The organism is Qipengyuania gaetbuli, from assembly GCF_020524765.1.
Lineage (GTDB): Bacteria > Pseudomonadota > Alphaproteobacteria > Sphingomonadales > Sphingomonadaceae > Qipengyuania > Qipengyuania gaetbuli_A.
The window spans coordinates 21243-40007 of sequence record NZ_JAIVLR010000001.1; the positions used below are offsets into that span (position 1 = coordinate 21243).

The 18765-nt window shown below is 63.8% G+C and carries 13 protein-coding genes; 4 read left to right on the top strand and 9 right to left on the bottom strand.

Features of this window, described 5'->3' with window-relative positions:
* Positions 1-158 precede the first annotated feature (158 nt).
* Positions 159-1379: an NADP-dependent isocitrate dehydrogenase gene (locus LC083_RS00100; protein ID WP_226698687.1), complete on the top strand. Its 1221-nt coding sequence runs from the start codon at positions 159-161 to the stop codon at positions 1377-1379.
* Between the two features lie 104 nt (positions 1380-1483).
* Entirely contained in the window at positions 1484-3139 is a 1656-nt protein-coding gene (locus tag LC083_RS00105) for a carbon-nitrogen hydrolase family protein (protein WP_226698688.1), read from the top strand.
* Positions 3140-3143: 4 nt separating this feature from the next.
* On the opposite strand, the gene LC083_RS00110 is transcribed toward LC083_RS00105, so the two are convergent.
* Complete coding sequence (locus LC083_RS00110; protein WP_226698689.1) at positions 3144-5507, bottom strand: S8 family peptidase; 2364 nt, start codon at positions 5505-5507, stop codon at positions 3144-3146.
* Between the two features lie 174 nt (positions 5508-5681).
* On the opposite strand from LC083_RS00110, the gene LC083_RS00115 reads away from it, so the two are divergent.
* Positions 5682-7442 (top strand): cation:proton antiporter, encoded by a 1761-nt coding sequence (locus tag LC083_RS00115; protein WP_226698690.1) that lies wholly within the window; start codon positions 5682-5684, stop codon positions 7440-7442.
* Positions 7443-7497: 55 nt separating this feature from the next.
* The gene (locus tag LC083_RS00120) at positions 7498-7677 is read left to right on the top strand and encodes a hypothetical protein (protein ID WP_226698691.1); all 180 of its coding nucleotides are present in this window, start codon (positions 7498-7500) and stop codon (positions 7675-7677) included.
* 34 nt (positions 7678-7711) lie between these two features.
* Here the strand turns inward: LC083_RS00120 and alaS are convergent, their stop codons facing one another.
* The 8 genes from alaS to LC083_RS00160 all read right to left on the bottom strand — a co-directional run bounded on the left by alaS (position 7712) and on the right by LC083_RS00160 (position 18742).
* A complete protein-coding gene (gene alaS, locus LC083_RS00125) occupies positions 7712-10375 on the bottom strand; it encodes an alanine--tRNA ligase (RefSeq protein WP_226698692.1) in 2664 nt (887 codons plus the stop codon).
* A 77-nt stretch (positions 10376-10452) separates the two neighbouring features.
* Positions 10453-11277: a class I SAM-dependent methyltransferase gene (locus LC083_RS00130; RefSeq protein ID WP_226698693.1), complete on the bottom strand. Its 825-nt coding sequence runs from the start codon at positions 11275-11277 to the stop codon at positions 10453-10455.
* A 3-nt stretch (positions 11278-11280) separates the two neighbouring features.
* A complete protein-coding gene (locus LC083_RS00135) occupies positions 11281-12303 on the bottom strand; it encodes an NAD-dependent epimerase/dehydratase family protein (RefSeq protein ID WP_226698694.1) in 1023 nt (340 codons plus the stop codon).
* Positions 12303-13469: a nucleotide sugar dehydrogenase gene (locus tag LC083_RS00140; RefSeq protein ID WP_226698695.1), complete on the bottom strand. Its 1167-nt coding sequence runs from the start codon at positions 13467-13469 to the stop codon at positions 12303-12305. Before LC083_RS00140 ends, LC083_RS00135 begins: the two co-directional genes overlap by 1 nt.
* A gap of 99 nt (positions 13470-13568) precedes the next feature.
* A complete protein-coding gene (locus LC083_RS00145; protein WP_226698696.1) occupies positions 13569-14195 on the bottom strand; it encodes a glutathione S-transferase family protein in 627 nt (208 codons plus the stop codon).
* Positions 14196-14398: 203 nt separating this feature from the next.
* Complete coding sequence (recA, locus tag LC083_RS00150) at positions 14399-15460, bottom strand: recombinase RecA (protein WP_160607250.1); 1062 nt, start codon at positions 15458-15460, stop codon at positions 14399-14401.
* Between the two features lie 122 nt (positions 15461-15582).
* Positions 15583-17205 carry a DUF4139 domain-containing protein gene (locus LC083_RS00155; protein ID WP_226698697.1) on the bottom strand — a complete coding sequence of 541 codons (1623 nt, stop codon included), beginning with the start codon at positions 17203-17205 and terminating at the stop codon, positions 15583-15585.
* Positions 17206-17215: 10 nt separating this feature from the next.
* The gene (locus LC083_RS00160) at positions 17216-18742 is read right to left on the bottom strand and encodes a DUF4139 domain-containing protein (RefSeq protein WP_226698698.1); all 1527 of its coding nucleotides are present in this window, start codon (positions 18740-18742) and stop codon (positions 17216-17218) included.
* Between the last annotated feature and the right edge of the window lie 23 nt (positions 18743-18765).

Below are 18765 nucleotides of genomic sequence, written 5' to 3' on the forward strand. Positions count from 1 at the left end.
TGCGAGTTGCCAGAAGCGAATGAATACAGAGGCAACACTTGGGCGATTTGGCGAAACACCGAGGATCCCTGACGCCGCGGTGTCAAATCACCCTACCTTGCCCTCGGCCACACCTCTGCTAAAGCGCGCGCAAATCCATTCGAACTGACAGGAAACCCATGGCCAAGATCAAGGTAGCCAACCCGGTCGTCGAACTCGACGGCGACGAAATGACGAAGATCATCTGGAAGTGGATCCGCGAGCGGCTGATCCTTCCGTATCTCGACATCGACCTGAAGTATTACGACCTCTCGATCGAGAAGCGCGACGAGACGGACGACCAGATCACCGTCGATGCGGCCAACGCGATCAAGGAACACGGCGTCGGCGTGAAGTGCGCCACGATCACTCCGGACGAAGCTCGCGTCGAGGAATTCAACCTCAAGAGCATGTGGCGTTCGCCCAATGGCACCATCCGCAACATCCTCGGCGGCGTGGTCTTCCGCGAACCGATCGTGATCGACAACGTGCCGCGCCTCGTGCCCGGCTGGACCGATCCCATCGTCGTCGGCCGCCACGCTTTCGGTGACCAGTACCGTGCCACCGACACGCTCATTCCGGGCGCCGGCAAGCTGCGCCTCGTCTTCGAAGGCGAGAACGGCGAGAACATAGATCTCGACGTGTTCGAATTCCAGAGCCCAGGCGTCGCCATGGCGATGTACAACCTCGACGACAGCATCCGCGATTTCGCGCGCGCCAGCTTCGCTTACGGTCTTGATCGCAAGTGGCCGGTGTACCTGTCGACCAAGAACACCATCCTCAAGAAGTACGACGGCCGTTTCAAGGACCTGTTCCAGGAAGTCTTCGACGCCGAGTTCAAGGCTGAATTCGACAAGCACGGCATCTTCTACGAACACCGTCTGATCGACGACATGGTCGCAGCGGCCCTCAAGTGGAGCGGCAAGTTCGTCTGGGCCTGCAAGAACTATGACGGTGACGTGCAATCGGACATCGTGGCACAGGGCTTCGGCTCGCTCGGCTTGATGACCTCGGTCCTGATGACGCCGGACGGCAAGACCGTGGAAGCGGAAGCCGCGCACGGCACCGTTACCCGCCACTATCGCCAGCACCAGCAGGGCAAGGCGACCTCGACCAACCCGATCGCCAGCATCTTCGCCTGGACCCGCGGCCTCATGTACCGCGGCAAGTTCGACAATACGCCCGACGTGGTGCGCTTTGCCGAAACGCTCGAGGAAGTCTGCATCAAGACCGTCGAAAGCGGCAAGATGACCAAGGACCTCGCGCTGCTGATCGGTCCGGACCAAAGCTGGATGACCACCGAGCAGTTCTTCGAGGCGATCGTCGAGAACCTCGAAAAGGAAATGGCCAACTGGGCCTGAAACCCATTGCCTGCTACGTCATTTCGTAGACAAGGCTAGACCAAGCGGGGTCGGCTCGATGCCGGCCCCGTTTTCGTTTCGGGACGCAGGAAAGCGGGAAGAGCATGGCAAGGACGCCCATCAAGAAGCGCGCGGTGCGCCGCAACAGCAGTGAACGTTTCGGGCAGAAGCGGCTCGAGGTGCGTAACGCCAGGATCAAGGACATTCGCGGCATCGCCGACCTCGTCCGACGCGTCTACGAAGACATGCCCGCCTATACCCACGGCGAGATCCGCGGCCAGATCAACAATTTCCGCGAAGGCTGTTTCGTTGCCCTGCTCGACGACGAGGTGGTGGGCTATTGCGCCACCATGCAGGTCGCGGAAGCGCTCGCATTCCAGGACCATGACTGGGACGAGATTACCGGCAACGGCTACGGCAGTCGGCACGACCCGACGGGCGACTGGCTCTACGGCTACGAAATGTGCGTCGACCCCAAGGTGCGCGGCGTGCGTATCGGGCGCCGCCTCTATGAAGAGCGCCGCGCGCTGGCGGAAGAGAAGGACCTGACTGGGATCGTCTTTGCCGGGCGGATGCCGAACTACCGCCGCTATCGCCGCAGGGTCGACGGCCCGCAGGATTACCTCGAAAAGGTGGTCGAGGGGAAACTGCACGACCCGGTCCTGCGCTTCCAGCTCGCCAATGGTTTCGAGCCTGAGCGGATCATCGAAGGCTATCTGCCCGAAGACAAGGCGAGCATGGCCAATGCGGTCATGATGGTCTGGCGCAACCCCTATGTGGAACGCGACCAGCCGGTGAAGAAGCGCCTGCCGCGGGGTGTGGAAGCCGTGCGCGTGGCCACCTGCCAGCTGCAAGCCCGCGCTGTGGCGGACTACGCCGAATTTATGCGGGCCATCGAATATTTCATCGATGTTGCAAGCGATTACGAGGCAGACTTCATCGTCTTTCCCGAACTCTTCACACTCATGCTGCTGAGTTTCGAGGAGAAGGAGTTGTCGCCGGTAGAGGCTATCGAGCGGCTTTCGGAATACACCCCGCGCCTGCGCAGCGACATCTCCGACATGGCGATGCGCTACAACATCAACATCATCGCCGGCAGCCACCCGACCCGCATGGACGATGGCGACATCCACAATGTCGCGTACGTCTGCCTGCGCGACGGGTCGGTCCATGCGCAGGAGAAGATCCACCCCACTCCGAACGAGCGGTACTGGTGGAACATCAAGGGCGGCGACAAGGTCGAGGTCATCCAGACGGACTGCGGCCCGATCGGTGTGCAGATTTGCTACGACAGCGAATTCCCCGAACTCAGCCGCCGGCTCGCCGACGAAGGCGCGCGGATCATCTTCGTGCCCTTCTGTACCGACAGTCGGCAGGGCTACTTGCGCGTGCGCTATTGCGGCCAGGCTCGCGCGATCGAGAACCAGTGTTTCGTCGTGCTGTCGGGCAATGTCGGCAACCTGCCCAACGTCGCCAACATGGACATCCAGTACGCGCAGAGCTGCATCCTGACGCCCTGCGACTTCCCTTTCGCCCGTGACGGCATTGCGGCAGAAGCCAGCGAGAACGTGGAAACGCTGACAATCAGCGACATCAACCTCGCCGATCTGTCATGGGCGCGCGCCGAAGGCACCGTCCGCAATCTCGCCGACCGCCGGTTCGATCTCTATCGCATCGAGTGGGACGAGGACGGCAAGCACCCCGGCAAGCCCCGACCGCGCCGCGAACCGCTCGGGCCAAAGCATCCGGGCGGCGGTTAACGCCTCAGAACGTGGCGCGGTAGCTGACGGCGGCCCCGTAATCGGGCTTCGTATAGGCGCGATGGAACGGGTCCTTGCGGTAGAATAGCGACGCCCCGCCCCAGCCCCAGCCCATCGGGCCGCTCCAGCGTGCTTCGCCCACGATCTCGCGCGATGAGGGCGTGAGCGACAGCAGGCGGTCGCCGAACAGGGCGCTTTCGGTGGCGTAATCGTACCCAACCGGCAGGCGCAGGTTGAGGCCGCCGTTCTCGACTCTCAGGGGTTGCGAGAGGCGGAAGGCGAGGCGATCTTGCGCACCGAAGACACCTCGCCGGTCGAGATCGATCGACCAGCTACTGGTGGCAAGACGCGAATTCGCACCGATAAGCCCCGCGGTATCGACCATGGTCCAGCCGCGGCGCATGGTGCCTGCGAGCGTCCATTGCGGCGCAAGATCGTAACCCAGCGTTCCGGTCAGCAGGACCGTTTCGGCCCCCTCGCCGCCCAGCGTACCGCCGAACCAGCCGCCAAGGACGGTGCTGTCCTCGCGGATCCAGTCCAGCCCCAGCGATCCCCGCAGATCGCCGAAGATGCGGTCCAGCTGTCCACCGGCTCTGAGGTAGCGGTTGCGATCGAACAGGACGCGCGTGGGTTCCGGCAGCGGACCTTCAGAGGATACCGACACATCGCCACTTTCCATCGAGAGGCTGAGGCCCGTGCTGCGGTCGATTTCATAGCGCGCTGCAATCGTGCGCATATCGCGCGCCTGAAGCGGGGAGGCGGAGCCAGACCCTGCAACCAGGAACGCCGGAGCATCGCTACCTTCAAGCTGAGCGGCTAGGCCGTCGCTGCCTTCCCTGATGGCAAACCCCAGTTGCAGCTTGGGCGAGATGCGCGCTGCAATGCGTCCGGCCAGCACCCGTGCTGCTTCAGCCTCATTCCTGCTGAGGAGCAGCTCGGCAACCGGCTCAAGCCCGCTGTTGGCGGCAGACCGGTCCGCAACGGTAAAGCCCATTGCCAGCAGCTCGTTGCCGGCCGACACGCGTCGGCCACCGGGTGCGAGCGCTGCCCTCAGGCGGTCGCCGTCCTCGAACCCGTCACGCATCCCCCGACCGAGGTCGACGGAGTAGGCGCGGGCGTACTTGTCCGTCGCGACAGTGGTCACGCCTCCATTTGCAGACAGTGCATCACCCATGGCGGGCGAGCCGACAGCAACGGGCTGGCCGCTGGAGACAGCCAGACGCGTTCCGGCAATCGAGAGTACGCCTGCCGGCTGGAATGCCCGCGCAATGTCGAGGATGCCGCGTCCAAAAGTCGTATCGGTCCCGGGGTCGCCCCCGTCCCTTGCGCTATCGAGCAGGAGTTCGACGATTTCCGCGCCGGTCAGATTGGGGAAGGCTTGCTTGAGCAGCGCCACCGCGCCCGACACCTGCGGTGCCGCGAAGCTCGTGCCCGAAAAGAGCACCACGTAATCGCCGTTAGCATCTGTGCCGACGAAGATCCGGCCATCCTCGTAGACGCAACACAGCCGCTCGCCGCGGGCCGCTAGGTAGAAGTCTGCCTGCGCGCCTGCCGGATTGGCGAAACTGGAGAAGGCCCCGCTCTCGTCGACCGAGCCGACGATGATGACATTGTTCCCCCCAGCATCGCGGATGGCGGAGGCAAATGGCAGCGGCTGGAACCGGTCGAAATCGGGATCGCTCCCGTCGCCCGAATTGCCCGAGGCGACAATGATCACGACACCCGCTGCCGAAGCACGTGCGACCGCATCGAGCACCGCCTGCCCGGGCGCTCCTCCGCCAAGCGAAAGGTTGATGACGGTCGCACCCGCATTCACCGCAACGTCGATCCCGCGCGCGATGTCGCGATTGATGAAGCTGCAGCCGAGCGAGGGATCGTCTGGTGTATCGGTAGCGCAGGTGCCCGGCGCATCGGCGCGCAGGGCCAGGACGTCGGCCTGGAAGGCGATACCCACGATGCCCTGGTTGTTACGCGCGGCGGCGGCGATCAGGCTCACATTGGTGCCATGATCGTCCTCCGCCTCGATCCCGCGGTTCCCGGCTACGTCCTGCGATGCGGGGTGGATGCGTCCGGCAAATTCCGGGCTGTCGCTGTCGATCCCTGTATCGATCACTGCGATGACCGACCCCGTGCCTGTGGCTCCCGCTTCCCACGCGGTAATCGCCCCATGGAACGCTGGCCCGTCGGACCGCTCATATTCCGCCGTAACAAAGCCGCTCGGTGGCGGAGTTGGGGTCGGCGTGGGGCTCGGCGTTGGTGTCGGGGTCGGGGTCGGCGTCGGTGTCGGAGACGGCGCGGGCCTGGGGGCGGATACCGGCGGCCCTCCTCCTCCACCGCCGCACGCAGCCAGCATGAGCACGAGGCTCATCGCGGCGCCGGTCCTCGAAAGGGACGTTCTGGAGGGGTATTTTTTCACGATGCGACCTGGTTGGAGGAAATCTACGTCTTTCATGTGAGCAAATCATGAACTGCCTGACGACAGCTTCGATCCATCTCGCCTTAACCGGATGACAGAGCGGGTTTCAGCCCATAAGACACCCCCATGGCATCCGGCGAACTGGCTTCTCCCGCAATTTCCGACGCACTGGTGATCCTCGGCGCTGCCGGGCTGGTCATTCCGGTCTTCACCCGCTTCCGCATCACCCCGGTCATCGGCTTCATCCTGATCGGCATCCTTGTCGGCCCATATGGCCTCGGTCAATTGGTCTACGAGCGACCATTGCTCGAACATTTCACGATATCCGATCCCGAGGCGCTGGAGCCATTCGCCGAGTTCGGGATCATCTTGCTGCTGTTCGCCATCGGCCTCGAACTGTCATTCAAGCGATTGTGGCAGTTGCGCAAGCTGGTCTTCGGCCTCGGCGCGATGGAATTGATGATCGGCGGCATCTGCATCGCGGCGGTCCTGGCGATGATGGGCCAGTACTGGACCGGCGCATTGGCGCTGGGCTTTGCCCTGGCGTTCTCGTCCACCGCCATCGTCCTGCCGATTTCCGGCAGCTCCAGCCCCGTAGGCCGCGCGGCGCTGTCGATGCTGCTGTTCGAGGACATCATGATCGTACCGATCATCTTCGTCCTCGGCGCAATGGCACCCAATGCACAGGCGGACGGCTGGGAAGGCCTGCTGCAGACACTGTGGCAAGGTGCGTTGGTGATCGGCGTCATGATGATCGCAGGCCGCATCCTCCTGCCCCGCCTTTTCGCGCAGGCAGCCCGGACCAAGAGCCCCGAACTGTTCCTCGCCGCCGCCCTTCTGGTGGTCATCGGGTCGAGCCTTGCGACCGCAGCCGTCGGCCTGTCGCCTATCGTGGGCGCACTGATTGCGGGCCTGCTGATCGCCGAGACCGAATATCACGGCGAGGTCGAGACCATCATGGAGCCGTTCAAGGGCCTCGCGCTGGGTATCTTCCTCATCACCGTGGGCATGAGCATCGACCTCAGGACCATCTGGGAAAACCTCGGTATCATCGCCGTCGCGGTTGTTGGCGTGCTCGTATTCAAGGCACTGCTTACCGGCGTCCTCCTGCGCCTGATGGGCGCACGTCGCAGCACGGCGGCGGAAACCGGCATCCTGATGGCAAGTCCTTCGGAAACGACGCTGATCGTGCTGGCGGCGGCGAGCAGCGCGCTGCTCATCCAGCCCGGCACGGCGCAGTTCTGGCAGATCGTGACGGCCATCGGCCTCACCATCACGCCCTTGCTGGCACGGCTGGGCCGCATGGTCGCCCGCCGTATCGAACCCGCCCCCGAACTGCCGCCCGAAGACGAGGGCGAACCGCGCGTCATTATCGTGGGCGCCGGCCGCGTCGGGCGCCTGATTGCCCAGATGCTGGACGCGCACGACAAGCCCTATGTCGCGATCGATTCCGATGCCGACATGATCGAGAGCGCCAAGCGCAAGGGCTATCGGGCGACCTTCGGCGATGCAGCCCGGGGGGATGCGCTCAGGAGGCTGGGCGTCGACAATGCGCTGGCGGTCGTCCTGACCATGGACGAGCCTGTGCTGGCCCAGCGTCTCGTGTCGAAACTTCGGGCAGAGCATCCGGACCTGCTGATCGTCGCGCGTGCCCGCGACATCGCCCACGCATCGGAGCTCTACCGTGCAGGCGCCAGCCATGCCGTGCCCGAAACGCTGGAAGCGACGCTGCAGCTTTCCGAGGCAGTGCTGGTCGACATCGGCGTCGCCATGGGACCTGTCATTGCCTCCATCCACGAGAAGCGCGACGAATTCCGTGCGCGGATCGAAGAAGACGGTGCGCTGACCTACAAGCCGAAGCTGAGGTCGAGCACGGCGGAAGGCTGACTTTCCAAGAACCTTCACCTTTTCCGTGCGTTGATCGGGAAAGGAGATAATTCTTATGAGCAACCCTGACCCGACCCAGCCAACGCCGAACAGCGAAAAGTTCAAGCCGCAGAACGTGGCCGATCCCCTGAAGGACCAGGCGCCCGACCAGCTTCGCGGCAAGCCGGGCGACACGGAGGGCTACGATATCGAGCAAGGCTCCAGCGGCGTCACCAAGAAGACGCCCGCCGCCTGAACCGGCTGAGATAGGTAACGCCTGGTGGTAAACGTCAGGCGTTTTCTTTGGCCAGCGCCTCTCGCACCGCGGCAATCGCGTCCTCGGCCTTCGAACCGTCCGGCCCGCCGCCCTGCGCCATGTCCGGACGGCCACCGCCGCCCTTGCCGCCGAGCGCCTCTACACCGACGCGCACGAAATCGACCGCACTGAAGCGAGAGATCAGGTCATCGGTCACGGCAACCGCGAATGCGCCCTTGCCGTCATTGACCGCGCAGATTGCCGCGACGCCCGAACCCAGGCGCTTCTTCGCCTCGTCCAGCAGGGGGCGCAGGTCCTTGGGATTGAGGCCTTCGATCACCTGTCCGGAAAATGCGACGCCGCCGATCTCTTCGTCGGCAGACCCTGCATCGCCGCTGCCACCGCCGCCCAGCGCGAGAGCACGTTTGGCTTCGGCGAGTTCCTTTTCGAGGCGCTTGCGCTCCTCTACCAGTGCCGAAACGCGCGCGGCTGCCTCGTCAGGCGAGGTCTTGAGCGCGCCGGCAATGACGCGGACAGCCTCGTCACGGGCGAGAAGCCACTGGCGCGCCGCTTCGCCGGTCAGCGCCTCGATACGGCGCACACCGGAGCTGACCGCGCTTTCCGACACGATCTTGAACAGGCCGATGTCGCCCGTGGCTTCCACATGGGTGCCGCCGCACAGTTCGACCGAGTAGTTCTTCCCGCCATCGGCCTTGCGGCCCATCGACAGGACGCGGACTTCATCGCCGTACTTCTCGCCGAACAACGCGAGCGCGCCTGCTGCGACCGCATCGTCGGGCGACATGAGGCGCGTGCCCACGCGTTCGTTGGCGCGGATTTCGGCGTTCACCTCGGCCTCGATCGCCGCAATATCCTCGTCTGCAAGCGGCTTGGGATGCGAGAAATCGAAGCGGAAGCGGTCGTCGGACACGAGCGAGCCCTTCTGCGTGACATGGTCGCCGAGCCGGTTGCGCAGCGCTGCATGGACGAGGTGCGTCGCCGAATGGTTCGCGCGGATGCGGTCGCGTCGATCGGCATCGATTTCCAGATGCACTGCATCGCCGACCTTCACGCTGCCCTTTTCCACCTTGGCGACATGCGCGTGCAGGCGACCGAGCGGCTTGTTGGTCGTGCTGACGGTGATCTCAAGGCCTTCGGGTGTCCAGATACGCCCGGCATCGCCGGTCTGGCCGCCGCTTTCGCCATAGAATGGTGTCTGGTTGGTAAGGACGATCAGCTCATCGCCCGCCGCAGCGCTGGCGACTTCCTGCCCATCCTTGACCAGCGCGACCACTGCGGCCTCGCCCGTGTCGGAGCTGTAGCCGGTGAATTCCGTCGAGCCTTCGCGCTCGGCGATGTCGAACCAGACTTCCTCGCTGGCCGCTTCGCCCGAACCCTTCCATGCAGCCCGCGCAGCCGCTTTCTGCTGCGCCATGGCAGCATCGAAACCGGCCTTGTCGACGCCGATACCGCGATTGCGCAGCGCGTCCTCGGTAAGGTCGTAGGGGAAGCCGTAGGTGTCGTAGAGCTTGAAGGCCGTCTCGCCGTCGAGCGTGCCGCCCTCGCCCATGTCGCCGGTCGCTTCGTCCAGCAGCTTGAGACCCTTGTCGAGCGTGCGGCGGAACTGGGTTTCTTCGCGCTCCAGCACTTCCTGGATCAGCGCCTGACCGCGGACGAGTTCAGGATAGGCAGCGCCCATCTCGCTCACCAGTTCGGGCACGAGGCGGTGCATCAGCGGCTGGCTTGCGCCGAGCAGGTGGGCGTGGCGCATGGCGCGACGCATGATCCGGCGCAGGACATAGCCGCGCCCTTCATTACTCGGCAGGACGCCGTCCGCCAGCAGGAAGCTGGTCGAGCGCAAATGGTCCGCGATCACGCGGTGGCTGGCCTGCTGGTCGCCTTCGGCCTTCACGCCGGTGAGCGCTTCGCTCGCGCCGATCAGTGCCTTGAAGGTGTCGGTGTCGTAATTGTCGTGCACGCCCTGCATGACGGCGGCCACGCGCTCGATCCCCATGCCGGTGTCGATGCTGGGCTTGGGCAGGTCGCCGACGATCTCGTCGTTTTCCTGCGTGAACTGCATGAAGACGAGGTTCCAGATCTCGACGAAACGATCGCCGTCCTCTTCCGGCGATCCGGGAGGGCCGCCCCAGATGTGATCACCGTGATCGTAGAAGATTTCCGAACACGGCCCGCACGGACCGTCCGAACCCATGGCCCAGAAATTGTCCTTGGTCGGGATGCGGATAATGCGGTCGTCGGCAAAGCCGGTGCGCTTCTTCCACAGGTCGAAGGCTTCGTCGTCGGTGTGGTAGACGGTGACCAGCAGCCGGTCCTTGTCCAGCCCCCATTCCTTGGTCAGCAGAGTCCAGGCATGGTCGATCGCCTGTTCCTTGAAGTAATCGCCGAACGAGAAATTGCCGAGCATCTCGAAGAAGGTGTGATGCCGCGCCGTGTAACCGACATTGTCGAGATCGTTGTGCTTGCCGCCGGCACGCACGCACTTCTGCGCGGTGGTCGCACGGGGAGCAGGCGGCGTTTCGAGGCCCGTGAAGGCGTTCTTGAACGGCACCATCCCGGCGTTCACGAACATCAGCGTCGGATCGCTGAAGGGGACGAGCGGCGCGCTCTGGATTTCCGCGTGCCCGTTGGCAGCGAAATAATCGAGGAAAGAGCGGCGGATTTCGTTGGTCGACGTCATGGGAGCGCAGTTAGGCAATCGGCGCGCAACCGACAAGCGCGAATGCCCGTTCAGACTGTGCAGAGCCTGCGATCAGTTCAGGCGCGCGCCGTTACGATCCAGCTGGAGGCGAGGAGAGCTACCCGTTCGCCATCGAAATTCGCGGATAGTAATTCGCGCAGACGCTCGATCGCCGCGGCGCGTTCGTCAGCGTCAAGGGCTGCAATCGCTCCCGCGGCAGGGCCGATGCGGAGGAAGTAGGACAGCGCATCCTCGACCGCATCGGCCCCCTCGCCCGCGATCATGGGGTAATCGACCGCCTCGAAACCGATGTCGCTCCAGCGCGCGGACGAAAGAACCTGCTCCACGTATTCCGCATCGCCAAACGCGAAGGGACCGGGCGCACGGGGGTCGGAAGGCGGCGACGCGTTGCCCGCAACTACGTTCACCAGCTTCATCGCCCATTCGTTCGCGGATCGTGCCCGGAAGCACGAAAAGACGAGGCGGCATCCCTCTTCGGCCTGCGACCGGATATGTGCAAAGGCTGCTTCCGGCTGGCCGAAGAACATCACGCCGTGGCGCGACAGGACGAGATCGGGCCGTTTCTGCCCGCTCGCCGTCCACTTCGAGGCATCTGCGAACCGGAATTCGACATGGGCACGACCGCCGACCCGCTCGCGCGCCATGGCCAGCAGGTCTTCGCTGATATCGATGCCGATCACGCGCGCTTCACGGCGGGCATCGGCCAGTCTGAGCGAGGTTTCCCCGGCCCCGCAACCGATATCGAGCGCAAGGCTGAACGCCTCCCGCGTGGCAACCTCGACCAGCCTGTCCGTCAGTACGCCGAAACTCCGGTCGGTCCGGCGCCATTCATCGGCCCAGCTGCGCCCGACGCGCCCTTCCCAGTCCGAACGGTCCGTCATCGCCTAGGCCCGGTAATAATCGCGATACCAGTCGGTGAAGCGGCGGACACCTTCCCGGATATCGGTTTGCGGTACGTAACCGGTGAGCGATCTCAGCAATTCCGCATCGGCCCATGTCGCAGGGACATCGCCCGGCTGCATCGGCATCAGGTTCCGCTTCGCCTCGATGCCCAGTGCGTCTTCGACCGCCGCGATCATCTCGCCCAGCTGGACCGGCTGCGAATTGCCGATGTTGACGACCCGCCATGGTGCGACGGGTGAAAGGCTGTCGCCTTCCGCAATGTCATCACGGTTTTCGGGACGCACCGGCGGAGTATCGATCAGGCGGCGGATCGCCTCTACGAGGTCTTCTACATAGGTGAAGTCGCGCATCATCTCGCCGTGATTGTACACGTCGATCGGATCCCCGTTCAGCATCGCCTTGGTGAACTTGAACAGCGCCATGTCCGGGCGGCCCCACGGACCGTAAACGGTGAAGAAGCGGAACATGGTGACCGGCAGGGCGAAAAGGTGGGCGTAGGAATGCGCCATCGCCTCGTTTGCCTTCTTGGTCGCCGCATAGAAGGACATCTGATGGTCCGTCTTCATCGTCTCGCGATAGGGCATTTCCTCGTTCGACCCGTAGGCCGAGGACGTCGAGGCGAGCAGCATGTGCTGCGGCGGGTGAGCGCGTGCCGCTTCGAGCAACTCGAATGTACCGACCAGATTGCTTTCCAGGTACGATCGGGGGTTCTCGATCGAGTAGCGCACACCTGCCTGCGCGGCGAGATGGACAACCACGTCGGGTTTTTCGTCCGCGAACATCTGAATCAGCAGGCCGGGCGTCTCGATCGGTTCGTTTTCGATCCGGAAACCGGCATTCTGCAGCAGTTCGGCCTGCCGCCGGCGCTTGAGCTGCGGGTCGTAATAGTCGCTGAGGGAATCGATGCCGACGACGCGGAAGCCGTCCGCCAGCAGGCGCTTGCACGTGAAGTAGCCGATAAACCCTGCAGCACCGGTGACCAGCGCAGTGCGCGCTTCGCCCATCAATCGGCTCCGAACAGGTCGCGGGTGAAGACCTTGTCGCTCACATCGGCGAGTTCGGGATCGAGGCGGTTGGCGATGATTACGTCGGCATCGGCCTTGAACCTTGATAGGTCGCGTTCCACGCGCGAACCGAAGAAGCTGTCCTCCTCCATCACTGGCTCGTAGACGATGACCTCGATACCCTTGGCCTTGATCCGTTTCATGATTCCCTGGATCGAGGACTGGCGGAAATTGTCCGATCCCGCCTTCATCACAAGACGGAAAACGCCGACTTTCGCCGGGTTCTTCTCGATTATGCGGTCGGCGAGGAAATCCTTCCGGGTCCGGTTGGCATCGACGATCGCGCGGATGAGGTTCTGCGGTACTTCGCTGTAATTGGCGAGGAGCTGCTTGGTGTCCTTCGGCAGGCAATAGCCACCGTAGCCGAAGGAAGGATTGTTGTAGTGCGAACCGATGCGCGGATCGTGCCCGATTCCCTCGATGATCTGGCGCGTGTCGAGGCCGCGGGACAGGGCGTAGCTGTCGAGCTCGTTGAAGAAAGCGACGCGCATGGCAAGGTAGGTGTTGGCGAACAGCTTGATCGCCTCGGCCTCGTCGGCATCGGTCAGAAGGACCGGCACATCGTCGTCGAGCGCGGGCTGGAGCAGGAGGTCGGCAAAACGCTGGCCCCGCTCCGAACGTTCACCCACGATGATCCGCGAAGGATGGAGATTGTCGTGCAGCGCCTGCCCTTCGCGGAGGAACTCGGGGCTGAACATGATCCGGTCGCTGCCGAAGCGTTCGCGAGCGGAGGAAACGTAACCCACCGGGATCGTCGACTTGATCACGATCACCGTGCGGTCATTTGCCGCCAGCACGGTCTCGATCACGGAATCGACTGCGGATGTGTCGAAGAAGTTCGTATCGACATCGTAATTGGTCGGCACGGCCACGATGGCGAACTCCGCCCCTGCGACGGTTTCGGCAAAATCGGTCGTGAAGGTCAGGTCGAGGTCGGCTTCGGACAGGTACTGCTGCACCAATGCGTCCTGGATCGGCGACTTTCCATCCCGGAGCATCGCCACGCGATCGGAAGAAACATCACAGCCGACGACAGTGTTGTGCTGGGCGAGCATGATGGCGTTTGACAGCCCGACATAGCCGAGCCCGAAAACTGCAATCTTCATCTTGTTACCCGTGTTGAAGGCGACGGCGGATGCCGTTCGGTCGGGGCGCATGTAGAGGCTCGGCCCGCCGGATTGCAAGGCCGGTGCAGTTCCGGGAGCCTACCAGACGAAATAGGCCCCGCCCCGCTCACGGGCACGCAGCCAAGCCGGGCGCGCATGGATCGCCTCGACGAAACGCGCGAGTTTGGGCGCGCGCTCGCCGTAGCCCTGCATGACGGCGATTTCCGCCGGGAAGCTCATCATGACATCGGCGGCGCTCCAGTCGTTGCCCACGAAATGGAGATCGTCGGAGATATTCTGTTCCGCGAAATCGATGTGTGCAGCCAGTTGTTCGTCCACGCGCGGCATCAGCGGTGCCGCCGCTTCACCCAGACGGCCTGCATAGATCTTGAGCATGACCGGCACGAAGAAGGAACTCTCGCCGAACTGCATCCATTCCAGATGGTCCACCCACTCATCCGATCCCTGCGCAGGCAGCCAGGCCTCGCCGCCGTGCCGGGCGCAGAGGTATTCGATGATGGCACCGCTTTCGGAGACCATCCGCCCGTCGTCCTCGATGACCGGCGATTTGCCGAGCGGGTGCACGCCCTTGAGTTCGGGCGGAGCGAGATTGGTTTCCGCATCACGCTGGTAGGCCTTGATCTCATAATCCGCACCCAGCTCTTCGAGCAGCCAGAGAATGCGCTGCGAACGGCTGTTGTTGAGATGGTGGACGATGATGGTCATGCACTGCTCCTGCTGGTTACGGCAGCCTGCCTACGCCCGTGGCAGGTCCATTACCATAGGCGGATACGGAAAAGCCGGTGCGGCAGCCTTGGAATGGGCGCGCGCACCGGCTTTCCGTTTCATCGGGAGCACCGGGGGACAGTCCGGCTTGCTGGCGGCAGGGGTTGAAGCGCCGCCCGCGCTCCCGCTTCGAGGAGTGAGGATCAGTCGTCCGCGTCCGGACCGGTCATCATTTCCTCGGCGACCTCGTCGGTTTTGCCGCGAATGGCGGCTTCCAACTTGGCACACATCTCGGGGTTTTCCTTCAGGAAGGTCTTGGCGTTCTCGCGGCCCTGGCCGATGCGAACGCTGTCGTAGCTGAACCAGCTACCCGACTTCTCGACGACGCCGGCCTTCACGCCGAGATCGAGGATCTCGCCGATCTTGGAAATGCCTTCGCCGTACATGATGTCGAATTCGACCTGCTTGAACGGGGGGGCAACCTTGTTCTTGACCACCTTCACGCGGGTCGAGTTGCCGATGATATCGTCACGATCCTTGATCTGGCCGGTGCGGCGAATGTCGAGACGGACCGATGCATAGAACTTGAGCGCATTGCCGCCCGTCGTGGTTTCCGGATTGCCGTACATCACGCCGATCTTCATGCGCAGCTGGTTGATGAAGATCACCATGCACTTGGAGCGGTTGATCGAACCGGTCAGCTTGCGCAGCGACTGGGACATGAGGCGGGCCTGGAGGCCGACGTGGCTGTCACCCATCTCGCCTTCGATTTCGGCGCGCGGCACGAGAGCTGCGACCGAGTCGACCACCAGCACGTCGATCGCGTTGGAACGTACCAGCGTGTCGGTGATTTCCAGCGCCTGTTCGCCGGTATCGGGCTGCGAGACGATCAGTTCGTCGATGTCGACGCCCAGCTTCTTGGCGTAAACGGGGTCGAGGGCATGTTCGGCGTCGACGAAAGCGGCAGTGCCGCCGGCCTTCTGCGCTTCGGCGATGACATGCAGCGCAAGCGTCGTCTTGCCCGAGCTTTCCGGACCGTACACTTCGATCACGCGGCCTTTCGGGAGGCCGCCCACGCCGAGCGCGATGTCGAGGCCGAGCGAGCCGGTGGAGATGACCTCCACGTTCATGGCTTCCTTCTGGCCCAGCTTCATCGCCGAGCCTTTACCGAATGCGCGATCGATCTGCGCGAGAGCTGCGTCCAATGCCTTCTGGCGATCTGCGTCCACTTGTTTTCCTTCCACGAGCTTCAGACTGGCCGCCATGACACATACCCCTTTCGTATTTCCAGAGCCGTTCGTGACTCTTCAACACAACAGGGTGTACCCACTTTGTTCCATAAGAACAAGAGTGGAACGAAATTTTTTTGCCAGTCTAGATTTTACGCTTAGTCCTGCCGCTCCCGGTAACGCACGGCGCGGCGTGAATTCGCGGGCACTTCGAACTCGTAGATCACCCGCCCGTCCTTGATCTTCGTGCCCGACAAATTCCGCAGCCTGGTGTAGCCGGCCATGCCGAGATCGAGCCTGACGGTCACCGGCGCATCGTTGGCATTGGATACCTGCGCCCGCTTGCGGATCCAGCGATTTCCATCGTCCAGCTCGTCGTCGTCCACGTGGCCGCACTGGGCGAAGACCTGCGAACTCGCACCGAGCTCCAGCTCGATAACTTCCGACAGGGCGAAATCGCGCAGGCGGGTTTCGGCGACGAGCAGGTCGCCTGCCGCAGTAGTTTCATAGATCGCCATACCGCCCATCGGCAGCGACTGGCCCAGCCCCTTCGCTTCCTCGTTGGCTGTCACCAGCAGCATCGGGACGGGATCGAAATACTCGACCTCGTCATAGGCATCGACCTCGCCATAATCGCAAGAGACCCGGTAAACGAAACGCACCTCGACCGCGTCTTTCTCGAGGAAGGCGATCTGCTTCTGGCCTTGCGCCGACACGGTGACCGGTTCCGGAATGCGATACAGCTTGAGGTCGCCCAGCGCCTCCTCGGCAGCGATCACGGCGACCGGCGCGGCCGCTTCCGCCATGACCTTCTGCACCCGAGCCCCGGTGACGACGATCGCGTTGGCGCTGTCGTACATCATCGTGGCCGGAGCCGGCGGCGGAGGTGGTGGCGGTGGCGGCGGATAGGCGACCGGACTACCGCGTGCCGTGCTGCCGAAGGGATAGCAGGTCAGCCGCAAGGGATTGGCCACCGGTTCTTCCGACAATTCGTCGAAGTCGCTCTCGATATTGAGCGTGCCGGCCACCGCCATCAGGTCGGCATCGGGAAAGCTCTGGTTGTTGTCGTTGAGGATGGTGAGCCAGGACAGCAGCTCCATCCGCAGCGTGCCGTCGCGCTTTGCTTCCTGGAGGCGCGCGACGTAGTTCGCTTCCCAGTCGAAGCCCCATGCAAGGTAGGACAGTGTCACCGTATAGGTGCCCCCCTCTTCGCTCCGCGTATCGATGGAAAACACGGGGTCCGGGGAAAGGCCGGACGGGACGCGGTCGAAGACGAGCTTTTCCGGAAGGCCCGAACAACGCACCGCCTCGTACCCTTGCTGTGTCTGCAGCACCAGGCCGCCATCCGCCCGCGTCCTGACGATGGCATCTTCGGAGCGCGCGATACCGGTGGCTGGATCTGTCCGCGTGATGGTGACACGGTTACCGAGCGAGCGGTCGACCAGCGCGGCCGGGCTCAGCAGTTCGGCATTGCGGTTCTTCTCGATCGTGCCGCCGGGCAGGCCGGTGACGATGGCGCTCACCGCCACCATGCCCTCTGCAACGCCTGTAAAGCGGATGGTCGAGACGCCCTTGGGCAGAGTGACGGTCCGCACCTCGCTGATCATGGCGAAGCCTTCAGGCCAGTCGCGGTTCATCCGGCTTTCCTGGTCCCGGCCGGGATCGCGGTAGACCGTCACCGCAAGGCTCTGCGGTTTCGAGGCATCGACCGCCTCGCGCGCGGCAGCGGGAGCCGCGACGGATGCCGCGAATGCCGCCAGTCCGATGAGGATGCGCTTCATCGCGATGTCCTCAGAAGCGCGCCTCGTAGGTCACGGTGATTTCGCGCTTGCTGTTGGCGGCGACCGGCACGGTCCATTCGCGGCGGTCGAGGCCGGACCGGCGACCCTGAATGTCCTCGGAAATGACGCGGTAGTCCTCCGACCACCATCCGCGATAGAGGCCCGCCTGCGACAGCTCGACCTCGACCGGGACGGGCTTGGCGTTGGTGATGGTGTAGCGCATGGTCGTGCGCCAGAATTCCTTGGCCTCCTCCACTTCGACATCGCGGATGACCTTGCCGTTCTCGATCACGCGGTAGCGCGCGGACTTTTCGAATTCGGCCGAGGTGATCTTCTCGCGCTCGACGACTTCGGCAAGGACGAGCACGTCGAAAGCATCGCCCGTCTGCAGGGTCAGCTGGCTGCCCATGGGCGTGTGGCCGATGCCGCTTTCGCCGATGAACTGCGGGTTCCCCTGCGCATCGCGCTGGTAGAAACGGACCGTGCCTGCGGGAAGCGCATCGCCCAGCCCCTGGTCGCGGCTGGTGCTGAACTGCAACTGGCTGGCGACATTGATCGAACGGGCGTCGTTCGTCAGCCAGTCGACCGTGCGCTCGTACCGCCGCTTGGCAGGCACGCTCTGTACGTCGAGGAAGCTGACCTGCTTGGTTTGCTGGTTGGCGATCGTTGTACGCTCGGACAGCGGATAGAGGTAGAAATCGCCCAACTGCTCGCGGTTCGCCGTTTCCGTGCCGGGGCGCATGGCGTTGGGCGGCGGAGGCGGCGACGGGCGGCGGCGCGGATTGTAATTGCCGTTGTTTCCGCCTGCCGGGCTTCCGGCGACGAGCAGCGTGTCCGCCCGATGGAAGGTCGTGCCGGTCTGGTTGGTCAGCGTCACCCAGCCCTGCATGTCCACGGTTCCGCGCTGCTCGTCGAACAGCGCGACGTAATCCGCGCTCCAGCCAAGGCCGGGCGTGAGATAGCGGATCGAGGCCGGACGCGTCCCGCTGCGGTCGCTTTCGACCGTGACCGAAAGGGTCGGGCGTGCGCGCAAATTGGTCGGCACGCGGTCGAAGATGGCGCGAACCGGCAGGCCGTCGTCGCGCAGCACCTCGATGCGGTCGCCGATCTTCACCACCACACCGCCGGCGGTGGAGAGCACAGTCGCCCGCTCGCGCGTCTCAGCGCCGGTCGCGGGGTTGGTGCGGATCAGCGTGATGGTCTGGCCGATGGCCTTTTCCATCAGCTTGGTCGGGGTCAGCAAGTCGAAGTCGAAATTCTGCTCGACGATGCCGGCACCCGCCGCCGCGAAGCTGAGCGTTTCGGGCCGGATGCGCGCAGATACGTCCGGAAACTCGATCCGGCTTCGACCGGCACCTATGGCCAGCTGCCGCACGTCCTGCACCAGCGCCTGGTCGTTGTTGTAGATGGTGACGGAGACATCGCCCTGCGCGGTGGCGTCAGGATCGGCCAGCACCTGCTCTGCCGACTGGGCCAGCAAGGGTGCCACCCCCAGCGCCGCAAGACCTGCCAGAGCCGTTATCGAATGCACCTTCATCGCAGTCCCTCCCCGCGGCCAGA